Below are 25782 nucleotides of genomic sequence, written 5' to 3'. Positions count from 1 at the left end.
CCTGCCATGGCCACTGAAACGAACACGACTGCAACAACCCAGGATGCTGGCAATTCGCGCAAGCGCAAAGTCATGCTGACCGGCCTCACCCTGCTGGTGATTCTCGGCGGCCTGGGTGTCTGGGGTTGGCACGAAGTCTACGGGCGTTGGAGCGAAAGCACTGACGACGCCTATGTCAACGGCAACGTGGTGGAAGTCACGCCGCTGGCAACCGGCACCGTGGTCAGCATCGGTGCCGACGATGGTGACCTGGTGCACGCCGGCCAGGTGCTGGTGAACTTCGACCCGAGCGACGCCAAGATCGGTCTGCAAAGCGCCGAGGCCAACCTGGCCAAGGCCGTGCGCCAGGTCCGTGGCCTGTACAGCAATGTCGACGGCATGCGCGCCCAGGTCGCCGAACAGAAGGCGGCGGTACAGAAGGCCCAGGAAAACCTTACCCGCCGCAAGAACCTGGCGGCCGGTGGCGCGATTTCCCAGGAAGAACTGTCCCATGCCCGTGACGACCTGACCTCCGCCGAGAGCGCGATGAGCAACGTCCAGCATCAACTCAACAGCAGCAGCGCCCTGGTGGACGACACCGTGGTGTCCAATCACCCGGATGTCAAAGCCGCGGCCGCGCAACTGCGCCAGGCTTATCTGGCCAATGCGCGGACCACCCTGATCGCGCCGGTCACGGGCTACGTTGCCAAGCGCACCGTGCAACTGGGCCAGCGGGTTCAGCCGGGTACCGCACTGATGGCGGTGATTCCCCTGGATCAACTGTGGATCGACGCCAACTTCAAGGAAACCCAGCTGCGTGATATGCGTATCGGCCAGCCCGTGGACATCGAGGCCGACCTGTACGGCAGCGCGGTGAAATACAGTGGCACCATCGACAGCCTCGGCGCCGGTACCGGCAGTGCCTTTGCCTTGCTGCCGGCGCAGAACGCCACCGGCAACTGGATCAAGATTGTCCAGCGGGTGCCGGTGCGAATTCACGTCAATGCCGAAGAGTTGGCCAAGCATCCGCTGCGGGTCGGCCTGTCGACCCAGGTCGAGGTCAATCTGCATGACCAGAGCGGTCCGGTGCTGGCCCAACAGCCGCCACAGAAAGCTTCGTTCAGCACCGATGTGTACGGTCAGCAACTGGCCGACGCCGATGCCGAGATTACCCGTCTGATTCATGAAAACAGCGCCACCGCGGCGAAAACCGCGCAACGCTGAGTCGCCAATCCAGCCGCGACCCCAGCGTCGCGGCACCTGCCTCGTTTTCAAGGATTCGCGATGAGCTCGAACGCATCTTTCACCCCGCCCAGCCTGTTGCTCAGCACCATCGGCCTGTCGCTGGCGACCTTCATGCAGGTGCTCGACACCACCATTGCCAACGTGGCCTTGCCGACCATTTCCGGCAACCTGGGGGTGAGTTCGGAGCAGGGCACCTGGGTCATTACCTCCTTTGCCGTGAGCAACGCCATCGCCTTGCCGCTGACCGGCTGGCTGAGCCGGCGTTTCGGTGAGGTGAAGCTGTTTATCTGGGCGACGATCCTGTTCGTGCTGGCGTCGTTCCTCTGCGGTATCTCCACGTCGATGCCTGAGTTGGTAGGCTTTCGCGTGCTGCAAGGGATGGTGGCCGGGCCGCTGTATCCCATGACCCAGACCTTGCTGATCGCGGTCTATCCGCCGGCCAAGCGCGGTATGGCCCTGGCACTGCTGGCGATGGTCACGGTGGTCGCGCCCATTGCCGGGCCGATTCTCGGCGGCTGGATTACCGACAGTTACAGTTGGCCGTGGATCTTCTTTATCAACGTGCCCATCGGTGTGTTCGCCGCCATGGTGGTCCGCCAGCAACTCAAGGCCCGGCCGGTGGTGATCAGTCGCCAGCCGATGGACTACGTCGGTTTGCTGACCTTGATCATTGGCGTGGGCGCCTTGCAGGTGATTCTCGACAAAGGCAATGACCTGGACTGGTTCGAGTCGAACTTCATTGTGATCGGCGCGGTGATCTCGGCGATTGCCCTCTCGGTGTTCGTGATCTGGGAGATGACAGACAAACACCCGGTGGTCAATCTGCGCCTGTTCGCCTACCGCAACTTCAGGATCGGGACCATTGTGCTGGTCCTCGGTTATGCCGGGTTCTTCGGCATCAACCTGATCCTGCCGCAATGGTTGCAGACCCAGATGGGCTACACCGCGACCTGGGCCGGCCTCGCGGTAGCGCCCATCGGGATCCTGCCGGTGCTGATGTCGCCGTTTGTCGGTAAATACGCCAACAAGGTCGACCTGAGGTTGCTCGCCGGGTTGGCGTTCCTTGCGATCGGTCTGAGTTGCTTTATGCGCGCCGGTTTCACCAATGAAGTGGACTTCCAGCATATCGCCATGGTGCAGCTGTTCATGGGTATCGGTGTGGCACTGTTCTTCATGCCGACCTTGAGCATCCTGATGTCGGACCTGCCGCCCAGCCAGATCGCCGACGGTGCCGGCCTGGCGACTTTCCTGCGTACGCTGGGGGGCAGTTTCGCCGCTTCGCTGACCACCTGGATCTGGATTCGCCGGGCGGACCAGCACCATGCTTACCTGAGTGAAAGCATCACCACCTTCGACCCGGCGACGCGCGATACCCTGAGCACGCTGGGTGGCGCGGGCAGCCGGGCTTATGCCCAGCTGGATCAGGTGCTCACCAGCCAGGCGTACATGCTCTCGACCGTGGATTACTTCACGCTGCTGGGTTGGGGCTTCATGGGCTTGATGTTGCTGGTGTGGCTGGCCAAGCCACCGTTCGCGGCGAAGGCCGGACCGGCGGCTGCCGGACATTGATCAACCCCCACCTGTCCGGGTGGGGTTGGTATCAGGCCTGGGGCAGGGCTGGCGACGGGGTAAAATCAAACGCCGCCAGTTGGAAACCCTGTTCATCCACCTGCAAGGCCCAGCCCTGGCGGTCCCAGTCGCCCAGCACAATCCGTTTCGCCGCTTGCTCGCCGAGCTGCAACTTGTGAATGGCCGGTCGATGGGTGTGGCCATGGATCAGGGTCTGCACGCCATGCTGCTGCATGACCTGCTCGACTTCCCGGGGCGTCACGTCAACGATGTCATTGGCTTTCATGCGCGTCTGCGCGCGGCTCTCACTGCGCAGTTTGCGCGCCAGCTTGTGGCGGGTGCGCAGCGGCAGGTGCCGGAGGATAAACAGGGTGATGGGGTTGCGCAGATAACGACGCAGGCGCATATAGGCCTCGTCCCGTGTGCACAGGCTGTCGCCGTGCATCAACAGCACGGGCTCGTCATTGATCCGCACCACGCTCGGGTCCTTGAGCAGAGTAGCCCCGGCCGCTTTGCAGAAGGCTTTGCCCAGCAGGAAGTCGCGATTGCCGTGCATCAGGAAGATCTGCGTGCCACTGTCGCTCAATGCGCGCAACGCGGCGCAGATCGAGCGTTGAAAGGGGGTCATGGCATCGTCGCCGATCCAGACTTCGAAAAAATCGCCCAGGATGTACAGCGCTTGTGCCGAACGGGCGCGCCCGGCGAGGAAATCCAGAAACGCCCGGGTGATGTCCGGGCGCTCCTCTTCCAGATGCAAATCTGAAATCAGCAGTATCACTCAACGATCTCGGCTTTCTCGATGATCACGTCTTCTGCCGGTACGTCCTGGTGGCCGCCTTTCATGGTGGTGGCCACGCCTTTGATCTTGTCGACCACTTCAGTGCCGGAAACCACTTTGGCGAATACCGCGTAGCCCCAACCCTGGACGGTCTTGGCGCTGTGGTTCAGGAAGCTGTTGTCGGTCACGTTGATGAAGAATTGCGCGGAGGCCGAATGCGGCTCCATGGTACGGGCCATGGCGACGCTGTATTTCTCGTTCGGCAGGCCGTTGTCGGCTTCGTTCTGGATGCTTGGGCGCTTGTCTTTCTTTTCTTTCATGCCAGGCTCGAAACCACCGCCCTGGATCATGAAGTTACCGATCACACGGTGGAAAACGGTGTTTTCGTAGTGGCCGGCGTTGACGTACTCAATGAAGTTGGCCACGGTGAGCGGGGCTTTCTCGGCGTTCAGTTCCAGGACGATTTCGCCGTGGTTGGTGGTCAGTTTGACTTGGGTCATCTTGGCTACTCTTTGAAGGAATTCGTGGGCTTCGGAGCGCTGCGAGTAGCACCCGCGGGCCCGAACCGATCTGGCATCAATCCACCAGGTTGCGCAGTTTAGCGTGAGGCGCGGGAATTTCGAGGCGGTTTTTTCATCCGGGGGCTATTAATAGCCACCGTTATTGGGCGCGCCTCTGTCAGCTGATTGATCGCATCGGCTATGATACTCGTTTTGATTGATCTGGCCGCACCCGGCCGCGCACCCGCAAGCCCAAGGATCCTATGAGCAAGCCCACTGTCGACCCTACCTCGAACGCCAAGACCGGACCGGCTGTCCCGGTCAACTTCCTGCGCCCGATCATTCAGGCCGACCTGGACTCGGGCAAGCACACCCAGATCGTCACGCGCTTCCCGCCTGAGCCCAACGGTTACCTGCACATCGGTCACGCCAAATCGATCTGCGTGAACTTCGGCCTGGCCCAGGAGTTCGGTGGCGTCACGCACCTGCGTTTCGACGACACCAACCCGGCCAAGGAAGACCAGGAATACATCGACGCCATCGAAAACGACGTCAAGTGGCTGGGCTTCGAATGGTCCGGCGAAGTGCGTTATGCCTCGCAGTATTTCGACCAATTGCACGACTGGGCGGTGGAGCTGATCAAGGCCGGCAAGGCCTACGTCGACGACCTGACCCCCGAGCAGGCCAAGGAATACCGTGGCACCCTGACTGAACCGGGCAAGAACAGCCCGTTCCGCGAGCGTTCGGTGGAAGAGAACCTGGACTGGTTCGCCCGCATGAAGGCCGGTGAATTCAAGGACGGCGAGCGCGTACTGCGGGCCAAGATCGACATGGCTTCGCCGAACATCAATCTGCGCGACCCGATCCTCTATCGTATTCGTCACGCTCACCACCACCAGACCGGTGACAAGTGGTGCATCTACCCGATCTACGACTTCACCCACGGTCAGTCGGATGCCATCGAAGGCATCACCCACTCGATCTGCACCCTGGAGTTCGAAAGCCACCGTCCTCTGTACGAGTGGTTCCTCGACAACCTGTCGGTGCCGTGCAAACCGCGTCAGTACGAGTTCAGCCGTCTGAACCTGAACTACACCATCACCAGCAAGCGCAAGCTCAAGCAGTTGGTGGACGAGAAGCACGTCAATGGCTGGGATGACCCGCGCATGTCGACGCTGTCGGGCTTCCGTCGTCGCGGCTACACGCCGAAATCCATTCGCAACTTCTGTGAAATGGTCGGCACCAACCGTTCCGACGGTGTGGTGGACTTCGGCATGCTGGAATTCAGCATCCGCGACGACCTCGACCACAGCGCCCCGCGGGCCATGTGCGTGCTGCGTCCGTTGAAAGTCGTGATCACCAACTATCCGGAAGGCCAGGTCGAGAACCTCGAACTGCCGCGCCACCCGAAAGAAGACATGGGCGTGCGCGCACTGCCGTTCGCCCGTGAGATCTACATTGATCGCGACGACTTCATGGAAGAGCCGCCCAAGGGCTACAAGCGCCTGGAGCCGACCGGTGAAGTGCGTCTGCGCGGCAGCTACGTGATTCGTGCCGACGAAGCGATCAAGGATGCCGACGGCAACATCGTCGAGCTGCGTTGCTCCTACGACCCGGAGACCCTGGGCAAGAACCCCGAAGGCCGCAAGGTCAAGGGCGTGATCCACTGGGTGCCGGCAGCGGCCAGCGTCGAGTGCGAAGTGCGCCTGTACGATCGCCTGTTCCGTTCGGCCAACCCCGAGAAGGCCGAAGACAGCGCCAGTTTCCTGGACAACATCAACCCTGACTCGCTGCAAGTTCTCACTGGTTGTCGTGCTGAACCCTCGCTGGGCAATGCACAGCCGGAAGACCGTTTCCAGTTCGAGCGCGAAGGTTACTTCTGCGCGGATATCAAGGACTCGAAGCCCGGTGCTCCGGTATTCAACCGTACCGTGACCTTGCGTGATTCGTGGGGCCAGTGATTCTTTAAGGAAAGCGTTGTGCTAACGATCTACAACACGCTCAGCAAGAGCAAAGAAGTCTTCAAGCCCCTGGATGGCAACAAGGTGCGCATGTATGTCTGCGGGATGACCGTGTATGACTACTGCCACCTGGGCCATGGCCGCAGCATGGTGGCCTTTGACCTGGTGACCCGCTGGTTGCGGTTCAGCGGCTACGACCTGACGTACGTGCGCAACATCACCGACATCGACGACAAGATCATCAATCGGGCCAACGAGAACGGTGAATCGTTCGAAGCGCTGACCGAGCGCATGATCGCTGCGATGCACGAGGATGAGGCGCGCCTGAATATCCTCAAGCCGAACATGGAGCCGCGGGCCACCGATCACATTCCGGGCATGCACGCCATGATCCAGACCCTGATCGACAAGGGCTACGCCTATGCACCGGGCAATGGCGACGTGTACTACCGCGTCGGCAAGTTCCAGGGCTACGGCAAGCTGTCGCGCAAGAAGATCGAAGACCTGCGCATCGGTGCGCGGATCGAGGTTGACGAGTCGAAGCAGGACCCGCTGGACTTCGTACTGTGGAAAGCCGCCAAGCCGGGTGAGCCGAGCTGGGCTTCGCCGTGGGGCGCCGGGCGTCCGGGCTGGCACATCGAATGCTCGGTGATGTCCACCTGCTGCCTGGGTGATACCTTCGATATTCATGGCGGCGGCAGTGACCTCGAGTTCCCGCACCATGAAAACGAAATCGCCCAGAGCGAGGCGGCTACCGGCCAGACCTACGCCAATGCCTGGATGCACTGCGGCATGATTCGCATCAATGGCGAGAAGATGTCCAAGTCCTTGAACAACTTCTTCACCATTCGCGATGTGCTGGACAAGTATCACCCGGAAGTCGTGCGTTATCTGCTGGTGTCGAGCCATTACCGCAGCGCCATCAACTATTCGGAAGACAACCTCAAGGATGCCAAGGGCGCCCTGGAGCGTTTCTACCATGCGTTGAAAGGCCTGCCGAAGGTGCCGGCGGCCGGTGGTGAGGCCTTTGTCGAGCGTTTCACCCAGGTGATGAACGACGACTTCGGTACGCCGGAAGCCTGTGCGGTGCTGTTCGAGATGGTGCGCGAGATCAATCGCCTGCGCGAGAGTGATCCCGCATCGGCGGCCGGTCTGGCGGCGCGACTGAAAGAGCTGGCCAGTGTCCTCGGTGTCTTGCAGTTGGAGGCCGATGACTTCCTGCAGGCGGGCGCTGAAGGGCGGGTCGATGCGGCTGAAGTCGAAGCGCTGATTCAGGCACGTCTGGCGGCGCGGGCCAACAAGGACTGGGCGGAATCCGACCGTATCCGCGACCAGATCACCGCCATGGGCGTGGTGTTGGAAGACGGCAAGGGCGCAACCACCTGGCGCCTGGCTGACTGAGCCGGGCTCCTGTGAAAACAAAAAACCGCCAATTGGCGGTTTTTTGTTGGAGGCTTTTCAGCGTTGTAGTGCCTCAAGGGGCTTGCTGGCTTCAGGCATGCAGCGTTTCGGCGGCATACAAGGTGTTTTCCAGCAGGCAGGCGCGGGTCATCGGGCCGACGCCACCCGGTACCGGAGTGATCCAGCCGGCGCGGGGCAGGGCAGTTTCGTATACCACGTCGCCCACCAGCTTGCCGTCTTCCTGGCGGTTGATACCGACGTCGATGACGATGGCGCCTTCCTTGACCCACTCGCCCTTGACCAGGCCCGGCTTGCCGGCGGCCACCACCACCAGGTCGGCGCGGCCGACATGGCCGGCCAGGTCGCGGGTGAAGCGGTGGGTGACGGTCACGGTGCAACCGGCCAGCAGCAACTCCATGGCCATGGGGCGGCCGACGATATTGGAGGCGCCGACAATCACCGCATCCATCCCGTAAAGGTCAGCCCCGGTGCTTTCCAGCAGGGTCATGATGCCTTTCGGGGTGCACGGGCGCAGCAACGGAATGCGCTGGGCCAGGCGACCGACGTTATAAGGATGGAAACCGTCGACGTCCTTGTCCGGGCGGATGCGTTCCAGCAACAGGGAGGCATCCAGGTGTTCGGGCAGCGGCAGTTGCAGCAGCACGCCGTCGATCTGCGGATCGTCATTAAGACGGTCGATCAGCTCGGTGAGCGCCTGTTGAGTGGTGTCGCTGGGCAAGTCATAGGCTTGTGAAATAAAGCCGACCTCTTCGCAGTCTTTACGCTTGTGCGAAACATAAACCTGAGAGGCAGGATCGCTGCCGACCAGAATCACCGCGAGGCCTGGCGTACGCAGGCCCTGCTGGCGACGCTCGGCGACACGTTGGGCGATCTGCTGGCGCAGACGGGCGGCGATCGCTTTGCCGTCGATTAGTTGTGCAGTCATGACGCGTGATTAACCATCGAGAGGGGTTGAAAAAGAGTGCGTATTCTCGCATGTCATGGCGCGAGGGCAAAGGCGCTTGGTCTGTATATTCCCCTAAGCCCTTTATATTTCTGAATTTTTTTTAGAAAAGAGTTGACGACCTTTCGGCTCGTCTATAACATTCGTCGCGCTTGTCGGGCATAGCCTAGCACTGGTTGAGAAGGTCGAGCAGAGTTGATGTCTGGCTCAGCAAGATTGAAGCACTTGGTTTGTAGTCGTCACCGAGTACAGATTAATAAGGCGCCCGTAGCTCAGCTGGATAGAGCATCCGCCTTCTAAGCGGATGGTCGCAGGTTCGAGTCCTGCCGGGTGCGCCATTAGGCAGCTTTGGCACAAGTAACGCAATATGGTGGGCGTAGCTCAGTTGGTAGAGCACAGGATTGTGACTCCTGTTGTCGTGGGTTCGATCCCCATCGTCCACCCCATATTTCGAAAAGCGCCAGATTAGTCGTCTGGCGCTTTTGCTTTAAAAGCTTCATGCGCGGATGTGGTGGAATTGGTAGACACACTGGATTTAGGTTCCAGCGCCGCGAGGCGTAAGAGTTCGAGTCTCTTCATCCGCACCAAATAAGTTTCATCAGGGCCGCAGGGTGTTGGTGGGGCTGAACAAAAAGATCGGTTTTGGTCGATTTTTTTGAACATGCAATATGGTGGGCGTAGCTCAGTTGGTAGAGCACAGGATTGTGACTCCTGTTGTCGTGGGTTCGATCCCCATCGTCCACCCCATATTTCGAAAAGCGCCAGACTCATCGTCTGGCGCTTTTTTTTGCGTTTAAAGCGCAAAACTCCCGTGGCCTGGCTCTGTCGGTGGCGAGCAGGGGCGCCGGATGCCCCGAGCGCCAAGAAAAAACAAGCATTCTCAATGTCTTGGCGTTAGAATTCGGGCCGGTTTTGAAGGCTTGGAACTGATTCGGCAGGTATCGGATGAGTGCCGCTATTGAATAGCAGTTAACGGCGCAGCGCCTGAAAAGGGCTGTGCCGTTTTCGTTCAAAGGGTTTGAGTTTTCAGCGCGGTCGCCTGTCCCGGGGCAGCAGGGCGGGTCGTTTCGTCGTATTTGTGTTGCTCGATGATGCTGTGGTGCCCGCCGCTTCTGTTCATGAGATCGGTTGTCGGGGCGCTGATAGGTCGTCTCTTCTATAGATAGAAGGGGCGGCGCAGAGCTCTGGCGTGATTGGCTGTATTTGCTACGGAGGCGAGGTGCAATTGTGCATCCGCCTTTATTAATGGCCTGCTGTTTTTTTACCCGTTTTCAGTAGGGTGACTTCTTGAGTTTGACCCACTAGAATGCATGCCCTTGATTCTGGGGTCGGAAACGGCCAGCTAACGTCTGTGCAACGAGGAATATCCATGCAAGTTTCTGTTGAAAATACATCGGCTCTTGAGCGCCGCATGAGCATCACCGTGCCAGCTGAGCGCATCGAGACCCAGGTCAACAAGCGTCTGCAGCAGACTGCCCAAAAGGCCAAGATTGCAGGCTTCCGTCCTGGCAAGGTGCCAATGAGCGTGATTCGCCAGCGTTACGAGGCGGATGCCCGTCAGGAAGCTGTGGGCGATGTGATCCAGTCTTCCTTCTATGAAGCCGTGGTTGAGCAGAAGCTGAACCCGGCTGGCCAGCCTTCCGTCGAGCCGAAAGTGCTGGAGAAGGGCAAGGACCTGGAATACGTCGCTACTTTCGAAGTGTTCCCTGAGTTCACCGTTGCCGGTTTCGAATCCATTGCTGTCGAGCGCCTGAGCGCTGACGTAGCGGACGCCGACCTGGACAACATGCTGGAAATCCTGCGCAAGCAGAACACCCGTTTCGAAGTGGCCGATCGCGCTGCCCAGAACGAAGACCAGCTGAACATCGATTTCGTTGGCAAGGTCGACGGTGAAGTCTTCGCCGGTGGTTCCGCCAAGGGCACCCAGCTGGTGCTGGGCTCCAACCGCATGATCCCGGGCTTCGAAGATGGCCTGGTAGGCGCTAAAGCCGGTGAAGAACGCGTTCTGAACCTGACTTTCCCTGCTGACTACCAGAACCTGGACCTGGCGGACAAAGCCGCCGAGTTCACCGTGACCGTCAACACCGTGTCCGCACCGACCCTGCCTGAGCTGAACGAAACTTTCTTCGCCCAGTTCGGTATCAAGGAAAGCGGCATTGACGGCTTCCGCACCGAAGTTCGCAAGAACATGGAGCGTGAGCTGCGTCAGGCGATCAAATCCAAGGTCAAGAACCAGGTCATGGACGGTCTGCTGGCCGCCAACCCGATCGAAGTGCCTAAGGCCCTGCTGTCCAACGAAGTTGATCGTCTGCGTGTGCAGGCTGTTCAACAGTTCGGCGGCAACATCAAGCCTGACCAACTGCCGGCCGAGCTGTTCGAAGAACAAGCCAAGCGCCGTGTCGTGCTGGGCCTGATCGTGGCTGAAGTGGTCAAGCAGTTCGAGCTCAAGCCTGACGAAACCCGCGTGCGTGAGCTGATCCAGGAAATGGCCTCGGCCTACCAGGAGCCAGAGCAGGTTGTGTCGTGGTACTACAAGAACGACCAGCAGCTGAACGAAGTTCGTTCGGTTGTGCTGGAAGAACAAGTTGTGGATACTGTTCTGCAGAAGGCGAATGTGACCGATAAATCGGTCTCCTACGAAGAAGCAGTCAAGCCGGTGGAAGCACCACAAGCCGACTGATTTTCTGACTCGTTGGAAAATACACACCATAAGCCAGCCTCGCGCTGGCTTATGCGTATTCAAGACATGACTATTTGGGAGTGACTGCAGAGCATGTTCCGTAATTCTTATATTCAGCAGAACTCTGATATCCAGGCCGCAGGCGGCCTGGTCCCGATGGTTGTCGAGCAGTCCGCTCGTGGCGAACGCGCCTATGACATCTACTCGCGCCTGCTCAAGGAGCGAGTGATTTTTCTGGTGGGCCCGGTAGAGGACTACATGGCCAACCTGATCTGTGCGCAGCTGCTGTTCCTTGAAGCGGAAAACCCGGACAAGGACATCCATCTCTATATCAACTCCCCGGGCGGTTCGGTGACGGCGGGCATGTCGATCTACGACACCATGCAGTTCATCAAGCCAAACGTGTCGACCACCTGTATCGGTCAGGCGTGCAGCATGGGCGCGTTCCTGTTGACGGCCGGTGCCCACGGCAAGCGTTTCTGCCTGCCGAACTCGCGTGTGATGATTCACCAGCCACTGGGCGGTTTCCAGGGCCAGGCATCGGATATCGAAATCCATGCCAAGGAAATCCTCTTCATTCGCGAGCGTCTCAACACGCTGATGGCCAAGCACAGCGGGCGCACTCTCGAAGAAATCGAGCGCGATACCAACCGTGATAATTTCATGAGCGCCGAAGTCGCACGTGAATACGGGTTGATCGACGAAGTGATCGAGAAGCGTCCCGCTTAATATCAAGCAGCTCAAAATAGGGTTGGTCGGCAGTTCCGATCACCAGCGGGCTTGAAAAAGCCCGCAATAGCCTTCATCTTGTGTTGCAAGCCTATCGGATTGGATCGAACGAATGACTGACACCCGCAACGGCGAGGACAACGGCAAGCTGCTTTATTGCTCCTTCTGTGGCAAAAGCCAGCATGAAGTACGCAAATTGATTGCCGGCCCCTCGGTCTTTATCTGCGACGAGTGCGTCGACCTGTGCAACGACATCATCCGTGAGGAGGTGCAGGAAGCACAGGCCGAGAGCAGCGCGCATAAATTGCCTTCGCCTAAAGAAATCAGCGGCATCCTTGATCAGTACGTGATTGGTCAGGAGCGTGCGAAAAAGGTTCTGGCGGTAGCGGTCTACAACCACTACAAGCGTCTGAACCAGCGTGACAAGAAAAGTGACGACGTCGAGCTCGGCAAAAGCAACATCCTGCTGATCGGTCCGACCGGTTCGGGCAAGACCTTGCTGGCTGAAACCCTGGCCCGCCTGCTGAATGTACCGTTCACCATCGCCGATGCAACCACCCTCACCGAGGCGGGTTATGTGGGCGAGGACGTGGAAAACATCATTCAGAAACTGTTGCAGAAATGCGACTACGATGTGGAAAAGGCCCAGATGGGCATTGTCTACATCGACGAAATCGACAAGATTTCCCGCAAGTCCGATAACCCGTCGATTACCCGGGACGTTTCCGGTGAAGGCGTGCAACAGGCTTTGCTGAAGTTGATCGAAGGCACGGTGGCTTCCGTTCCGCCCCAAGGCGGTCGCAAGCACCCGCAGCAGGAATTCCTGCAGGTAGACACCCGCAACATCCTGTTTATCTGTGGTGGTGCATTCTCCGGGCTGGAAAAGGTTATTCAGAGCCGTTCCACCCGTGGTGGCATCGGTTTCAGCGCCGAAGTGCGTAGCAAGGAAGAAGGCAAGAAGGTGGGCGAGTCCCTGCGTGAAGTCGAACCTGACGATCTGGTCAAGTTCGGTCTGATCCCGGAATTCGTCGGTCGCCTGCCGGTCCTGGCCACGCTCGACGAGCTGGATGAGGCTGCGTTGATGCAGATCCTCACCGAGCCGAAGAACGCCTTGACCAAGCAGTACGCCAAGCTGTTCGAAATGGAAGGGGTTGACCTGGAATTCCGTGCCGATGCACTGAAATCCGTCGCCAAGCGTGCCCTGGAGCGTAAAACCGGTGCTCGCGGCCTTCGTTCGATCCTCGAAGGCATCCTGCTCGACACCATGTATGAAATCCCCTCGCAGTCCGAGGTGAGCAAAGTGGTGATTGATGAAAGCGTGATCGAGGGTAAATCCCAGCCGCTGTACATCTACGAGAACAGCGAGCCGCAAGCAAAGGCCGCGCCTGACGCCTGAGTGCTGCAGACTGTGACCTGACAAGGGGCCTTCGGGCCCCTTTTCTTTTGGCGCTTGTTTTTTTCCGAACAAGCCCCCATCTTGGTTTCAAGCTTATCCATCTGTTTCCGGCCGTACGGCCGCCGTAGAGGCGAAATCATGAAGACAACCATCGAATTGCCTCTCCTGCCATTGCGCGATGTCGTGGTGTATCCGCACATGGTTATCCCGCTGTTCGTGGGGCGCGAGAAATCTATCGAAGCCCTCGAGGCAGCGATGACGGGCGACAAGCAGATCCTGCTGTTGGCCCAACGTAATCCTGCCGATGATGACCCGGGCGAAGATGCGCTGTATCGCGTAGGTACAGTCGCTACCGTATTGCAATTGCTGAAATTGCCTGACGGCACCGTCAAGGTGCTGGTCGAAGGTGAGCAGCGCGGCACCGTGGAGCGTTTCAGCGAGGTCGACGGCTACTGCCGCGCCGAAGTGGCGCTGATCGAAGAGGTCGATGCCCCGGACCGTGAGTCCGAAGTTTTTGTCCGCAGCCTGCTGGCGCAATTCGAGCAATACGTGCAGTTGGGCAAGAAAGTCCCGGCTGAAGTGCTGTCGTCCTTGAACAGCATCGACGAGCCGAGCCGCCTGGTCGACACCATGGCCGCGCACATGGCCCTGAAGATCGAACAGAAACAGGAAATTCTTGAAATCGTCGATCTGTCGGCCCGTGTCGAACACGTGCTGGCGCTGCTCGACGCCGAAATCGACCTGCTGCAGGTCGAAAAACGCATCCGTGGTCGCGTCAAGAAGCAGATGGAGCGCAGTCAGCGCGAGTACTACCTGAATGAGCAAATGAAAGCCATTCAGAAGGAACTGGGCGACAGCGACGAAGGCCATAACGAAGTCGAAGAGCTGAAAAAGCGCATCGACGCCGCCGGTCTGCCGAAAGACGCCATGACCAAGGCCCTGGCCGAGTTGAACAAGCTCAAGCAGATGTCGCCGATGTCCGCTGAAGCGACCGTGGTGCGTTCCTACCTCGACTGGTTGGTGCAGGTGCCGTGGAAGGCCCAGAGCAAGGTCCGCCTTGACCTGGCGCGGGCTGAAGACATTCTCGACGCGGACCATTATGGTCTGGACGAAGTCAAGGAACGGATCCTCGAGTACCTCGCCGTACAGAAGCGCGTGAAGAAGATCCGCGGTCCGGTACTGTGCCTGGTCGGACCTCCTGGGGTAGGTAAAACTTCCCTGGCTGAGTCGATTGCTCACGCGACTAACCGAAAATTCGTACGTATGGCCCTCGGCGGCGTGCGTGACGAAGCTGAAATTCGTGGACATCGGCGGACTTACATCGGTTCGATGCCAGGAAGATTGATACAAAAAATGACAAAGGTCGGCGTACGCAACCCGCTGTTCCTGCTCGATGAAATCGACAAGATGGGCAGCGACATGCGGGGCGATCCGGCTTCGGCCTTGCTCGAGGTGCTGGACCCGGAACAGAACCACAATTTCAACGACCACTACCTGGAAGTTGACTACGACCTGTCCGATGTCATGTTCCTGTGTACCTCCAACTCGATGAACATCCCGCCGGCGCTGCTGGACCGGATGGAAGTGATCCGCCTGCCGGGTTACACCGAGGACGAGAAGATCAACATCGCCACCAAGTACCTGTCGCCCAAGCAGATCCAGGCCAATGGCCTGAAGAAAGGCGAGCTGGAGTTCGAGGTCGAGGCGATTCGCGACATCATCCGCTACTACACCCGCGAAGCCGGTGTGCGTGGGCTGGAGCGGCAAATTGCCAAGGTCTGCCGCAAGGCGGTGAAAGAGCATGCCATGGAAAAACGCTTCTCGGTCAAGGTCACCTCCGACCTGCTGGAGCATTTTCTCGGCGTGCGTAAATTCCGCTACGGCCTGGCCGAGCAACAGGATCAGATCGGTCAGGTCACGGGCCTGGCCTGGACCCAGGTCGGTGGCGAGCTGTTGACCATCGAAGCCGCCGTGGTACCGGGCAAGGGCCAGTTGATCAAGACCGGTTCCCTGGGCGATGTGATGGTCGAGTCGATTACTGCCGCGCTGACCGTGGTTCGCAGTCGCGCCAAGAGCCTGGGCATCCCCCTGGACTTCCATGAGAAGCGCGACACCCATATCCATATGCCGGAAGGGGCGACGCCGAAAGACGGCCCTAGCGCTGGTGTAGGAATGTGTACGGCCTTGGTGTCAGCCTTGACTGGCATTCCTGTGCGTGCCGACGTGGCCATGACCGGTGAAATTACCTTGCGTGGTCAGGTACTGGCCATTGGCGGTTTGAAGGAAAAATTGCTGGCGGCACATCGGGGTGGGATCAAGACCGTCATCATTCCTGAAGAGAATGTGCGCGATCTGAAGGAAATTCCTGACAATATCAAGCAGGATCTTCAGATTAAACCGGTTAAATGGATTGACGAGGTCCTGCAAATTGCGCTGCAATACGCGCCGGAGCCCTTGCCAGATGTGGCTCCGGAGATCGTCGCAAAGGATGAGAAGCGCGATTCCGATTCCAAGGAAAGAATCAGCACGCATTAAGTTCGGATCAAGCCTGGGTGGCTTCCTTGACAGCTTTTTAGAGCCCTTGTTATAAAGCGGCTCTTAAGTGTCTGTAGGCCATTCAGCACAGGTTTAGCTTTCACCCAAAAAACTTAGAAATATACTCAATAGATATAAGGGGACTTAGAGTGAACAAGTCGGAACTGATTGATGCTATCGCTGCATCCGCTGATATCCCGAAAGCTGCTGCTGGCCGTGCGCTGGATGCAGTCATCGAATCCGTCACTGGCGCTCTGAAGGCTGGCGACTCTGTTGTACTGGTAGGTTTCGGCACTTTCTCCGTGACCGACCGTCCTGCTCGCATCGGTCGTAACCCTCAGACCGGTAAGACGCTGGAAATCGCTGCTGCTAAAAAGCCAGGTTTCAAAGCCGGTAAAGCACTGAAAGAAGCCGTCAACTGACATTCGTTCAAGCCTTTGCCTATCCGGGTCGGGCGCTTGCCTGATCTGGCCGCGGAGCGGTGAAGCGTTCGACCAGGGTCCTTTCAAGGCCGGTCTGACACGCCGAGGGACGCGTATTCGAGCCCTCATCCGTTCCGCCAGTTACGAGAAGGCGCATCCTCGGATGCGCCTTTCTTCTATCCGGATTCTACCCACGCTCCACGGTTGCCCACATTGAAGTTCAACCGTTTCTGGGGGACGCATGCTGCAAAATATCAGGGACAATTCACAAGGCTGGATTGCCAAGACCATCATCGGGGTCATCGTCGCATTGATGGCGTTGACTGGTTTCGATGCCATTTTCAGGGCCACCTCCACTAGCCAGGACGCGGCCAAGGTCAACGGTGACGAGATCACCCAGACCGAGCTGAGCCAGGCGGTCGACATGCAACGTCGCCAACTCATGCAACAGCTGGGCAAGGATTTCGACGCCTCGATGCTGGATGAGAAAATGCTGCGCGAATCCGCCCTCAAAGGGTTGATCGACCGCAAGCTGCTGCTTCAAGGTGCCGAGAAGTCGAAATTCGCTTTCTCCGAGGGCGCCCTGGACCAGGTCATCCTGCAAACGCCTGAGTTCCAGGTGGACGGCAAGTTCAGCTCCGACCGTTTTGACCAGGTGATTCGTCAACTGGGTTACGGTCGCATGCAATTCCGCCAGATGCTGGCTCAGGAAATGCTGATCGGCCAGATCCGTGCGGGTCTGGCGGGCAGCGGTTTCGTCACTGATGCCCAGGTGCTGGCGTTTGCTCGTCTGGAAAAACAGACCCGCGATTTCGCTTCGCTGAACGTTCCGGTCGATCTGTCGGCGGTCAAGTTGACCGATGACGAGGTCAAGGCCTACTACGACAAGCACGCCAAGGAATTCATGACGCCGGACCAGGTGGTCATCGATTACCTGGAGTTGAAGAAGTCTTCGTTCTTCGACCAGGTCAGCGTCAAGGATGAAGACCTGCAGGCGCAGTATCAGAAAGAAACCGCGAACCTCGCCGAGCAGCGTCGTGCCGCGCACATTCTGATCGAAGTGAATGACAAGGTCAGCGACGCCCAGGCCAAGGCGAAGATCGAAGAGATCCAGCAGCGCCTGGCCAAAGGTGAGCAATTCGACGCCCTGGCGAAGGAATTTTCCCAGGATCCGGGTTCGGCCAGCCATGGTGGTGACCTGGGCTTCGCCGGCCCTGGTGTCTATGACCCTGCCTTTGAAAAGGCACTGTATGCCTTGACCAAGGACCAGGTGTCGGGACCGGTGCGTAGCGAGTTCGGTTATCACCTGATCAAGCTGCTGGGCGTCGAGGCACCGCAAGTGCCAACCTTCGCCAGCCTGAAGGACAAGCTGACCCACGAGCTGAAAGCCCAGCAAGTGGAGCAGCGTTTTGTCGAGGCAACCAAGCAGCTCGAAGACGCTTCGTTCGAAGCCTCCGACCTGGCCCAACCGGCTCAGGACCTGAACCTGAAGGTGCAGACTTCGGCACCGTTCGGGCGTGAAGGTGGTCCAGGTGTCGCGGCCAACCGTGCCGTGGTCACCGCGGCGTTCAGCCCGGAAGTGCTGAATGAAGGTTCCAACAGCAGCGCCATCGACCTGGACCCCGACACCGTCATCGTGTTGCGTGCCAAGGAACACCTCAAGCCAGAGCAACTGCCACTGGCGAGCGTGGATGGGGCGATTCGCAAGCAATTGACCAAGGAGCACGCTACGGCGGCGGCCAAGGTCAAGGCTGACGAATTGATCGCCAGCCTGCGTGAAGGCAAGGCGTTGCCGGCCGGCCAGACCTGGAAAACCCAGGAAGCCGTCACCCGTGCTCAGGAAGGGGTCGATCCGGCGGTGCTGCAAGCACTGTTCCGCATGCCCAAGCCGGAAGCCAAGGACAAGCCAACCTTCAATACCGTCACCCTGGCCGATGGTAGCCTGGTGCTGGTGCGTCTGAACGGCGTGAACGAAGGCGCGGCGCCAAGCGATGAAGAGAAGGCGTCTTATCGTCGCTTCCTCGCGTCCCGTGCTGGTCAGCAGGACTTCGCGGCGTACCGCAAGCAGTTGGAAGGTCAGGCGGATATCAAGCGCTTCTGAAGCCCTTGATACGGCCAACACTGGCTGCATAAAAAAGACCGCTCATTGAGCGGTCTTTTTTTATCTTCGCAGAACAGCAAACCGCCGTTCGACGCCCTTACGCAGAGCTCGTCCCGGGGACCAGGAAAGCCGCCTCCAGCAACTTCTTTGTATAAGGATGTTGCGGTGCGGCAAAGATGTCCTTCGCGTCACCTTGTTCGACCGCTTTGCCATGCTTGACCACCATCAGCTGATGGCTCAGCGCTTTTACCACTGCCAGGTCATGGCTGATGAACAGATAGGTCAGGTTGTACTTGATCTGCAACGAGCGCAGCAGCTCGACGACCTGGCGTTGCACCGTGCGATCGAGGGCCGAGGTCGGTTCATCCAGCAGGATCAACGCCGGTTTGAGCACCAGGGCCCGGGCAATGGCGATGCGTTGGCGCTGCCCACCGGAGAACTCGTGGGGGTAGCGGTTGCGGGTTTCCGGGTCGAGGCCGACTTCTTTCAGTGCCGCGATGATGGCCGCTTCCTGCTCTTGTTCGGTGCCGATCTTGTGGATGCGCAAGCCTTCGCCGACGATCTGGCTGACGCACATGCGCGGGCTGAGGCTGCCGAACGGGTCCTGGAACACCACCTGCATTTCCCGGCGCAACGGTCGCACCTGTTTCTGCGACAGGTCGCTCAATGCTTGGCCTTCGAAACGGATATCGCCCTGGCTGCCGATCAACCGCAGGATCGCCAGCCCCAGGGTGGACTTGCCCGAGCCGCTTTCGCCGACGATGCCCAGGGTCTGGCCCCGGGGCAGGCTGAAGTGAATGCCATCCACGGCCTTCACATGGTCCACGGTGCTGCGCAGCAGGCCTTTCTTGATCGGGAACCAGACCTTGAGGTCGTCGACCTCCAGCAGCGGCTCACCGACCTGGGTCAAGGCCGGCTCGCCACGGGGTTCGGCACTGAGCAGTTCGCAGGTGTAGGGGTGTTGCGGGGCCTGGAACAAGGCTTCGCAGTCGGCCTGCTCGACGATCCGACCGCGTTGCATGACGCACACCCGATGGGCGATCTGGCGCACCAGGTTGAGGTCGTGGCTGATCAGCAGCAGGGCCATGCCCAGGCGGGCCTGTAACTCCTTGAGCAATTCGAGGATCTTCAACTGCACCGTCACGTCGAGTGCGGTGGTCGGTTCGTCGGCGATCAGCAACTCCGGCTCATTGGCCAGGGCCATGGCGATCATCACGCGCTGGCGCTGGCCGCCTGAGAGCTCGTGTGGGAGGGCCTTGAGGCGTTTATGGGGCTCGCTGATGCCCACCAGCTCCAGCAGCTCCAGGGTGCGCCGTGTGGCGACCTTGCCGGTCAGTCCCTTGTGGATGCCGAGCACCTCGTTGATCTGCTGCCCAATGGAGTGCAGCGGGTTCAGCGAGGTCATCGGCTCCTGGAAGATCATCGCGATGCGATTGCCGCGGATATGGCGGATGGTCTTTTCTTTCTGGGTCAGCAGGTCCTGTCCGGAATACAGGATCGTTCCGCTGGGGTGATGGGCCAGGGGGTAGGGCAGCAGGCGCAGGATCGAGTGCGCGGTGACCGATTTACCCGAACCGCTTTCGCCGACCAGGGCCAGGGTTTCGCCACGGCGGATATCGAAGCTGATGTTTTCCACCACCCGCTGGCGGTGGTCGCCGACCACGAACTCCACCGAGAGGTCGTGCACTTCGATCAGATTGTCCTGATTCATGTTACTTCCTCGGGTCGAAGGCATCGCGAGCGGACTCGCCGATAAACACCAGCAGGCTGAGCATCAAGGCCAGCACGGCGAACGCGCTCATGCCCAGCCAGGGCGCCTGGAGGTTGGATTTGCCCTGGGCCACCAGTTCGCCCAGGGACGGCGAGCCGGCGGGCAGGCCGAAGCCGAGGAAGTCCAGGGCGGTCAGGGTGCCGATGGCGCCGGTGAGGATGAACGGCATGAAGGTCATGGTCGAGACCATGGCGTTGGGCAGGATATGGCGGAACATGATCGCGCCGTTCTGCATGCCCAGGGCCCGCGCCGCGCGGACATATTCCAGGTTGCGCCCACGGAGGAATTCGGCGCGCACCACGTCCACCAGGCTCATCCAGGAAAACAGCAGCATGATGCCCAGCAGCCACCAGAAGTTCGGCTGGACGAAGCTGGCGAGGATGATCAGCAGGTAGAGCACCGGCAGCCCCGACCAGATCTCCAGGAAACGCTGGCCGGCCAGGTCGACCCAGCCGCCATAGAAGCCCTGCAGGGCGCCGGCGATCACGCCGATGATGGAGCTGAGCACGGTCAGGGTCAGGGCGAACAGCACCGAGATGCGGAAGCCGTAGATCACCCGGGCGAGCACATCGCGGCCCTGGTCGTCGGTGCCCAGCAGGTTGTCCGCCGAAGGCGGGGCCGGGGCCGGGACGCGCAGGTCGTAGTTGATGCTCTGATAGCTGAACGGAATCGGCGCCCACAGGGTCCAGGCGTCCTTGGCCTTGAGCAGTTCGCGGATATAGGGGCTCTTGTAGTTGGCCTCCATCGGGAATTCACCGCCGAACGTTGTTTCCGGATACCGCTTGAGGGCCGGGAAATACCAACCGCCGTCGTAGTGCACCAGCAAGGGTTTGTCGTTGGCGATCAGCTCGGCGCCGAGGCTCAGGCCGAACAGTACCAAGAACAGCCACAGCGACCACCAGCCGCGCTTGTTGGCCTTGAATCTTTCGAAACGTCGGCGATTGAGGGGGGATAACTGCATCTCAATGCTCCCGATGTTCGAAGTCGATTCGTGGGTCGACCAGGGTGTAGGTAATGTCGCCGATCAGTTTCACCACCAGCCCCAGCAGGGTGAAGATGAACAGGGTGCCGAAGACGATCGGATAGTCGCGATTGATCGCCGCTTCGAAACTCATCAGGCCCAGGCCGTCGAGGGAGAAGATCACTTCCACCAGCAGCGAGCCGGTGAAGAAGATGCCGATGAAGGCCGAGGGGAAGCCGGCGATGACCAGCAGCATGGCGTTGCGGAACACATGGCCATAGAGCACGCGGCGCTGGGTCAGGCCCTTGGCCTTGGCCGTGACCACGTATTGTTTGTTGATTTCATCGAGGAAGCTGTTCTTGGTCAGCAGGGTCATGGTGGCAAAGTTGCCGATGACCAGGGCGGTGACCGGCAGCGCCAGGTGCCAGAAATAGTCGAGGATCTTGCCGCCCAAGCTCAACTGATCGAAGTTGTTCGAGGTCAGGCCGCGCAGGGGGAACCAGTTCAGGTAGCTGCCGCCGGCGAACACCACGATCAGCAGGATCGCGAACAGGAAAGCCGGAATCGCATAACCGACGATGATCGCCGAACTGGTCCAGACGTCGAAATGACTGCCGTGGCGGGTGGCCTTGGCGATGCCCAGGGGGATCGAGACCAGGTACATGATCAAGGTGCTCCAGAGCCCGAGGGAAATCGACACCGGCATCTTTTCCTTGATCAGGTCGACGACCTTGGCATCGCGAAAGAAGCTGTTGCCGAAGTCCAGGGTCGCGTAGTTCTTGATCATGATCCACAAGCGTTCCGGCGCCGATTTGTCGAAGCCGTACATGTGTTCGATTTCCTTGATCAGGGCCGGGTCCAGGCCCTGGGCGCCGCGATAGCTGGAACCGGCCACCGAGACTTCCGCGCCGCCGCCGGCGATCCGGCTGGTGGCGCCTTCGAAGCCCTCGATCTTGGCGATCATCTGTTCCACCGGGCCGCCGGGCGCGGCCTGGATGATCACGAAGTTGATCAGCAGGATGCCGAACAGGGTCGGGATGATCAGTAGCAGTCGGCGAAAAATATAGGCCAGCATCTTATTGCTCCGCGCTCGTGCTGTCGGTTTTCAGCGATACCGCCGGTTTGGCATCTGGCTTGATCCACCAGGTGTAGAGGCCGACATCGTAGGCCGGCGAGACTTTCGGGTGGCCGATATGGTCCCAGTAGGCCACGCGCCAGGTGTTGATGTGCCAGTTGGGAATCACGTAGAAACCCCATTGCAGCACCCGGTCGAGGGCACGGGCATGTTCCACCAGGCTCTGCCGCGAGTCGGAGTCGATCAGCGCTTCCACCAGTGTATCCACCGCCGGGTCCTTGAGGCCCAGGAGGTTGCGGCTGCCGGGTTTGTCGGCGCTGGAAGATTTCCAGAATTCCCGTTGCTCGTTACCCGGTGAACTGGACTGCGGGAAGCTGCCGACGACCATGTCGAAGTCCCGTGAGCGCAGGCGGTTGATGTACTGGGAGACGTCCACTCGGCGAATCACCAGGTCAATGCCAAGGTCGGCGAGGTTACGTTTGAACGGCAGCAGCACCCGTTCGAATTCGGTCTGGGCCAACAGGAACTCGATGCTCACGGGTTTGCCCTGGGCGTCGACCATCTTGTCGTCGACGATGTGCCAGCCGGCCGCCTGCAAAAGCTGGTAGGCACGGCGCTGTTGCGGGCGAATCATGCCGCTGGCGTCGCACACCGAGGGTTCGAAGGCCTGGGTGAAGACTTGCTCGGGAATCTTGCCCCGCAGCGGTTCGAGGATCGCCAGCTGCGCGGCGTCCGGCAGGCCGGTGGCGGCCATTTCCGAGTTTTCGAAGTAACTGCGGGTGCGCTGATAGGCACCGTTGAACAACTGCTTGTTGGTCCACTCGAAGTCGAACAGCAGGCTCAAGGCCTCGCGCACGCGGATATCCTGGAACATCGGTTTGCGCAGGTTGTAGATAAAGCCTTGCATGCCGGTCGGATTGCGGTTGGGGATCTGCTCCTTGATCAGTCGACCCTGGGCGACCGCCGGGGTGTTGTAGGCGTTGGCCCAGTTCTTCGCGCTGATCTCCAGCCAGTAATCGAACTGTCCGGCCTTGAGGGCTTCCAGGGCCACCGTGTTGTCACGGTAGTAATCCGTGGTCATGACATCGAAGTTGTAGAAACCGCGGTTGATCGGCAGGTCCTTGCCCCAGTAGCCCTTGACCCGCTCATAACGTACCGAACGCCCGGCCTTGACCTCGGCCAGTTTGTACGGCCCGCTGCCGAGGGGGAATTCCAGGTTGCCCTTGCTGAAGTCGCGATTGGCCCACCAGTGCTTGGGCAGGACGGGCAACTGGCCGAGGATCAGCGGCAGTTCACGGTTGGTGGTGCGCTTGAACTTGAACAGCACCCGCAGCGGGTCTTCGGCGATGACCTCGTCGACGTCGGCGTAGTAAGTCCGATACAGCGGCGCGCCATCCTTCATCAGGGTCTGGAAGCTGAACACCACGTCTTCGGCGCGCATTGGGTGGCCGTCATGGAAACGTGCCTCGGGACGCAGGTAGAAGCGTACCCAGCTGTTGTCCGGAGCCCTTTCGATTTTTTCCGCCACCAGGCCGTATTCGGTGAAGGGTTCATCGAGGCCCTGGCGCATCAGCGTGTCGTAGATCAGGTCGAGACCGTCGGCCGGCACGCCCTTGGTGATAAACGGGTTGAGGCTGTCGAAACCGCCCATGGACGACTGACGGAAGGTGCCACCCTTGGGCGCGTCAGGGTTGACGAAGTCGACATGCTGGAAGTCGGCCGGATATTTCGGCGGCTCGTTGTAGAGCGTCAAGGCATGTTGCGGAGCGGCTGCCGCAAGGCCCGCCAGGGCGCTGAACAGCAGGCCGCTGACGGGCAGGAACAGGACACGCGAAAACATCATTGGGCTTTCTCCGAAGCTTTCATCCACCAGGCACTCAGTCCCAGGGTGTACGGCGGCGTAGTGACGAAGGCGAACCGGTTGCGGTAGGCCAGGCGATGATAGTCAAGGTACCAGTTGGGAATCATGATGTGTTGCCAAAGCAGGACCCGGTCGAGGGCGCGACCGGCGGCCAGTTGCTCGTCGCGGGTGTGGGCCGCCAGCAGGGCGTCGAGCAGGTGGTCGACCACCGGGCTGGCGACCCCTGCGTAATTCTTGCTGCCCTTGACGCCGGCCTGGCTGGAGTGGAAGTACTGCCACTGCTCGAGCCCCGGGCTGAGGTTCTGGTCCAGGGTCATCAGGATCATGTCGAAATCGAACTGGTCGAGACGTTGTTTGTACTGGGCACGATCCACTGTTCGCAAGCGGGCGTCTATACCTATGCTCGCGAGGTTTTCGACGTAGGGCTGGAGGATCCGTTCCAGGTTCGGATTGACCAGCAGTATTTCAAAGCGCAGAGGCTGCCCGTTCTTGTTCAGCAGGCGCTGGCCGTCGAGTTTCCAGCCGGCTTCACCGAGCAGGGCGAGGGCGCGACGCAGGGTGTCCCGGGGGATCCCGCGACCCTCGGTCTGCGGCAGGCTGAACGCTTCGCTGAACAGCCGGGTCGGCAGTTGTTCGCGATAAGGCGCCAGCAGCAACCATTCCTGGCCGGCCGGAACGCCGCTGGCGGAGAACTCGCTGTTGGGATAGAAACTCATGGCCCGCTGGTAGGCGCCGCCGAACAGCGTGCGGTTGGTCCATTCGAAGTCGAACATCAGGCCCATGGCTTCGCGTACCTTGTCCTGGGCGAAGCTGGCGCGGCGGCTGTTCATGAACAGGCCCTGGGTCTGGGTCGGGATCCGGTGGGGGATTTGCGCCTGGATCACTTCGCCCCGATCAACGGCGGGGAAGTGGTAGCCGTTGGCCCAGTTTTTGGCCTGGTGTTCGATATAGATATCGAACTCACCGGCTTTGAAGGCTTCGAAGGCAACGTCGCTGTCGCGATAGAACTCCACTTCGACGCGGTCGAAATTGTACTTGCCGCGATTGACCGGCAGGTTTTCGCCCCACCAGTCCCGCACCCGTTCAAAGACCAGCTGGCGCCCCGGTTGCACCTTGCTGATGCGATAGGGGCCGCTGCCCAGTGGCGGTTCGAAGGTGGTGGCGGTGAAGTCGCGACCTTGCCAGTAGTGTTGCGCCAGCACCGGCAGTTCACCCAGGCGCAGGATCAGCAACGGATTGCCCGAGCGCTTGAAGACGAAGCGGATCCGCAGGGGATTGAGCACGTCGACCCGCGCCACTTCCTGCAGGCTGGTGCGGTATTGCGGATGGCCTTCCTTGAGCAACAGGCGGTAGGAAAAGGCCACGTCGTAGGCGGTAATCGGCGTGCCGTCGTGAAAGCGCGCTTCGGGACGCAGGTTGAAGACCACCCAACTGCGGTCCTCGCTGTATTCCACGGACTGGGCGATCAGGCCATAGCTGGCGTTTGGCTCATCCCCCGAGGGCGCGTACTGGCCGGTGCCGGCCATCAACGTGGCGTTGAGCTCGTTGACACCGTATTGCAGGAAGTTCGCCGTGCTGACCGGGCTGGTGCCCTTGAAGGTATAGGGATTGAGGGTGTCGAAGGTGCCGAACGCCATCACCCGCAAGGTGCCGCCTTTGGGAGCGTCGGGGTTGACCCAGTCGAAGTGGGTGAACCTGGCGGGGTACTTGAGCGTGCCGAACTGCGCATAACCATGGCTTTCGCTGATCGTCGCGCTTGCGGGAGAGCTCAAGGCCAGGCTGATGAGCAGCAGGAGGAGGGGACGCGTCAAGGCAGAGATCCGATCCAGGCGGCTTGGGCTATAGGGCCAGTAC

Annotated in this window: 18 protein-coding genes and 4 tRNA genes; 14 read left to right on the top strand and 8 right to left on the bottom strand. The window is 59.9% G+C overall.

Annotated elements, in window-relative coordinates:
* Window positions 1-6: 6 nt before the first annotated feature.
* Window positions 7-1203 (top strand): HlyD family secretion protein, encoded by a 1197-nt coding sequence (locus HX866_RS14360; RefSeq protein ID WP_177092399.1) that lies wholly within the window; start codon window positions 7-9, stop codon window positions 1201-1203.
* A 60-nt stretch (window positions 1204-1263) separates the two neighbouring features.
* Window positions 1264-2793 (top strand): DHA2 family efflux MFS transporter permease subunit, encoded by a 1530-nt coding sequence (locus HX866_RS14355; protein WP_177092398.1) that lies wholly within the window; start codon window positions 1264-1266, stop codon window positions 2791-2793.
* A gap of 31 nt (window positions 2794-2824) precedes the next feature.
* Here HX866_RS14355 and HX866_RS14350 read toward each other — a convergent pair whose 3' ends face one another.
* Both HX866_RS14350 and HX866_RS14345 read right to left on the bottom strand, forming a co-directional pair.
* Window positions 2825-3571 carry a UDP-2,3-diacylglucosamine diphosphatase gene (locus HX866_RS14350; protein ID WP_177140021.1) on the bottom strand — a complete coding sequence of 249 codons (747 nt, stop codon included), beginning with the start codon at window positions 3569-3571 and terminating at the stop codon, window positions 2825-2827.
* Window positions 3568-4071: a peptidylprolyl isomerase gene (locus HX866_RS14345; RefSeq protein WP_177092396.1), complete on the bottom strand. Its 504-nt coding sequence runs from the start codon at window positions 4069-4071 to the stop codon at window positions 3568-3570. The genes HX866_RS14350 and HX866_RS14345 overlap by 4 nt, the downstream gene beginning before the upstream one ends.
* Before the next feature lie 263 nt (window positions 4072-4334).
* Here HX866_RS14345 and HX866_RS14340 point away from each other — a divergent pair, with 263 nt between their 5' ends.
* Together HX866_RS14340 and cysS are read left to right on the top strand one after the other, a co-directional pair.
* The gene (locus tag HX866_RS14340; protein ID WP_177092395.1) at window positions 4335-6032 is read left to right on the top strand and encodes a glutamine--tRNA ligase/YqeY domain fusion protein; all 1698 of its coding nucleotides are present in this window, start codon (window positions 4335-4337) and stop codon (window positions 6030-6032) included.
* A gap of 18 nt (window positions 6033-6050) precedes the next feature.
* Window positions 6051-7433, top strand: a complete 1383-nt coding sequence (gene cysS / locus HX866_RS14335) for a cysteine--tRNA ligase (protein ID WP_177140020.1) — start codon at window positions 6051-6053, stop codon at window positions 7431-7433.
* A gap of 91 nt (window positions 7434-7524) precedes the next feature.
* On the opposite strand, the gene folD is transcribed toward cysS, so the two are convergent.
* Entirely contained in the window at window positions 7525-8379 is an 855-nt protein-coding gene (folD, locus tag HX866_RS14330; RefSeq protein WP_177092393.1) for a bifunctional methylenetetrahydrofolate dehydrogenase/methenyltetrahydrofolate cyclohydrolase FolD, read from the bottom strand.
* Window positions 8380-8658: 279 nt separating this feature from the next.
* On the opposite strand from folD, the gene HX866_RS14325 reads away from it, so the two are divergent.
* The 10 genes from HX866_RS14325 to HX866_RS14280 all read left to right on the top strand — a co-directional run bounded on the left by HX866_RS14325 (window position 8659) and on the right by HX866_RS14280 (window position 18260).
* A tRNA-Arg gene (locus HX866_RS14325) sits at window positions 8659-8735 on the top strand.
* 32 nt (window positions 8736-8767) lie between these two features.
* Window positions 8768-8843 (top strand) — tRNA-His (locus HX866_RS14320).
* Between the two features lie 56 nt (window positions 8844-8899).
* Window positions 8900-8984, top strand: a tRNA-Leu gene (locus tag HX866_RS14315).
* A gap of 84 nt (window positions 8985-9068) precedes the next feature.
* Window positions 9069-9144 (top strand) — tRNA-His (locus tag HX866_RS14310).
* Between the two features lie 622 nt (window positions 9145-9766).
* The gene (tig, locus tag HX866_RS14305; protein WP_177092392.1) at window positions 9767-11077 is read left to right on the top strand and encodes a trigger factor; all 1311 of its coding nucleotides are present in this window, start codon (window positions 9767-9769) and stop codon (window positions 11075-11077) included.
* A gap of 93 nt (window positions 11078-11170) precedes the next feature.
* Window positions 11171-11806 carry an ATP-dependent Clp endopeptidase proteolytic subunit ClpP gene (gene clpP, locus HX866_RS14300; protein ID WP_177092391.1) on the top strand — a complete coding sequence of 212 codons (636 nt, stop codon included), beginning with the start codon at window positions 11171-11173 and terminating at the stop codon, window positions 11804-11806.
* A 112-nt stretch (window positions 11807-11918) separates the two neighbouring features.
* Window positions 11919-13202 carry an ATP-dependent Clp protease ATP-binding subunit ClpX gene (gene clpX, locus HX866_RS14295; RefSeq protein WP_177092390.1) on the top strand — a complete coding sequence of 428 codons (1284 nt, stop codon included), beginning with the start codon at window positions 11919-11921 and terminating at the stop codon, window positions 13200-13202.
* Between the two features lie 138 nt (window positions 13203-13340).
* Window positions 13341-15737 (top strand): endopeptidase La, encoded by a 2397-nt coding sequence (gene lon, locus HX866_RS14290; protein ID WP_177092389.1) that lies wholly within the window; start codon window positions 13341-13343, stop codon window positions 15735-15737.
* Window positions 15738-15886: 149 nt separating this feature from the next.
* Window positions 15887-16159 carry an HU family DNA-binding protein gene (locus tag HX866_RS14285; protein ID WP_002552737.1) on the top strand — a complete coding sequence of 91 codons (273 nt, stop codon included), beginning with the start codon at window positions 15887-15889 and terminating at the stop codon, window positions 16157-16159.
* Window positions 16160-16400: 241 nt separating this feature from the next.
* On the top strand, window positions 16401-18260 hold the full coding sequence (locus HX866_RS14280; RefSeq protein WP_177092388.1) for a SurA N-terminal domain-containing protein: 1860 nt from the start codon (window positions 16401-16403) through the stop codon (window positions 18258-18260).
* A gap of 97 nt (window positions 18261-18357) precedes the next feature.
* Here the strand turns inward: HX866_RS14280 and HX866_RS14275 are convergent, their stop codons facing one another.
* Genes HX866_RS14275 through HX866_RS14255 form a run of 5 tightly spaced genes read right to left on the bottom strand, consistent with a single transcriptional unit; the run spans window position 18358 to window position 25739 of the window.
* On the bottom strand, window positions 18358-19971 hold the full coding sequence (locus HX866_RS14275) for an ABC transporter ATP-binding protein (protein WP_177092387.1): 1614 nt from the start codon (window positions 19969-19971) through the stop codon (window positions 18358-18360).
* 1 nt (window position 19972) lies between these two features.
* The gene (locus tag HX866_RS14270) at window positions 19973-20992 is read right to left on the bottom strand and encodes an ABC transporter permease (protein WP_177092386.1); all 1020 of its coding nucleotides are present in this window, start codon (window positions 20990-20992) and stop codon (window positions 19973-19975) included.
* A 1-nt stretch (window position 20993) separates the two neighbouring features.
* Window positions 20994-22067, bottom strand: coding sequence for a microcin C ABC transporter permease YejB (locus HX866_RS14265; RefSeq protein WP_177092385.1), 1074 nt, complete (start codon window positions 22065-22067; stop codon window positions 20994-20996).
* 1 nt (window position 22068) lies between these two features.
* On the bottom strand, window positions 22069-23910 hold the full coding sequence (locus tag HX866_RS14260) for an extracellular solute-binding protein (RefSeq protein WP_177140019.1): 1842 nt from the start codon (window positions 23908-23910) through the stop codon (window positions 22069-22071).
* Window positions 23907-25739 (bottom strand): extracellular solute-binding protein, encoded by a 1833-nt coding sequence (locus HX866_RS14255; RefSeq protein ID WP_177092383.1) that lies wholly within the window; start codon window positions 25737-25739, stop codon window positions 23907-23909. Before HX866_RS14255 ends, HX866_RS14260 begins: the two co-directional genes overlap by 4 nt.
* Window positions 25740-25782: the final 43 nt, after the last annotated feature.

Source organism: Pseudomonas gingeri (assembly GCF_013386165.1).
GTDB classification, from domain to species: domain Bacteria; phylum Pseudomonadota; class Gammaproteobacteria; order Pseudomonadales; family Pseudomonadaceae; genus Aquipseudomonas; species Aquipseudomonas gingeri_C.
Note: the sequence above shows the minus strand (reverse complement) of the source record. Positions and strands in the feature narration are given on the sequence as shown.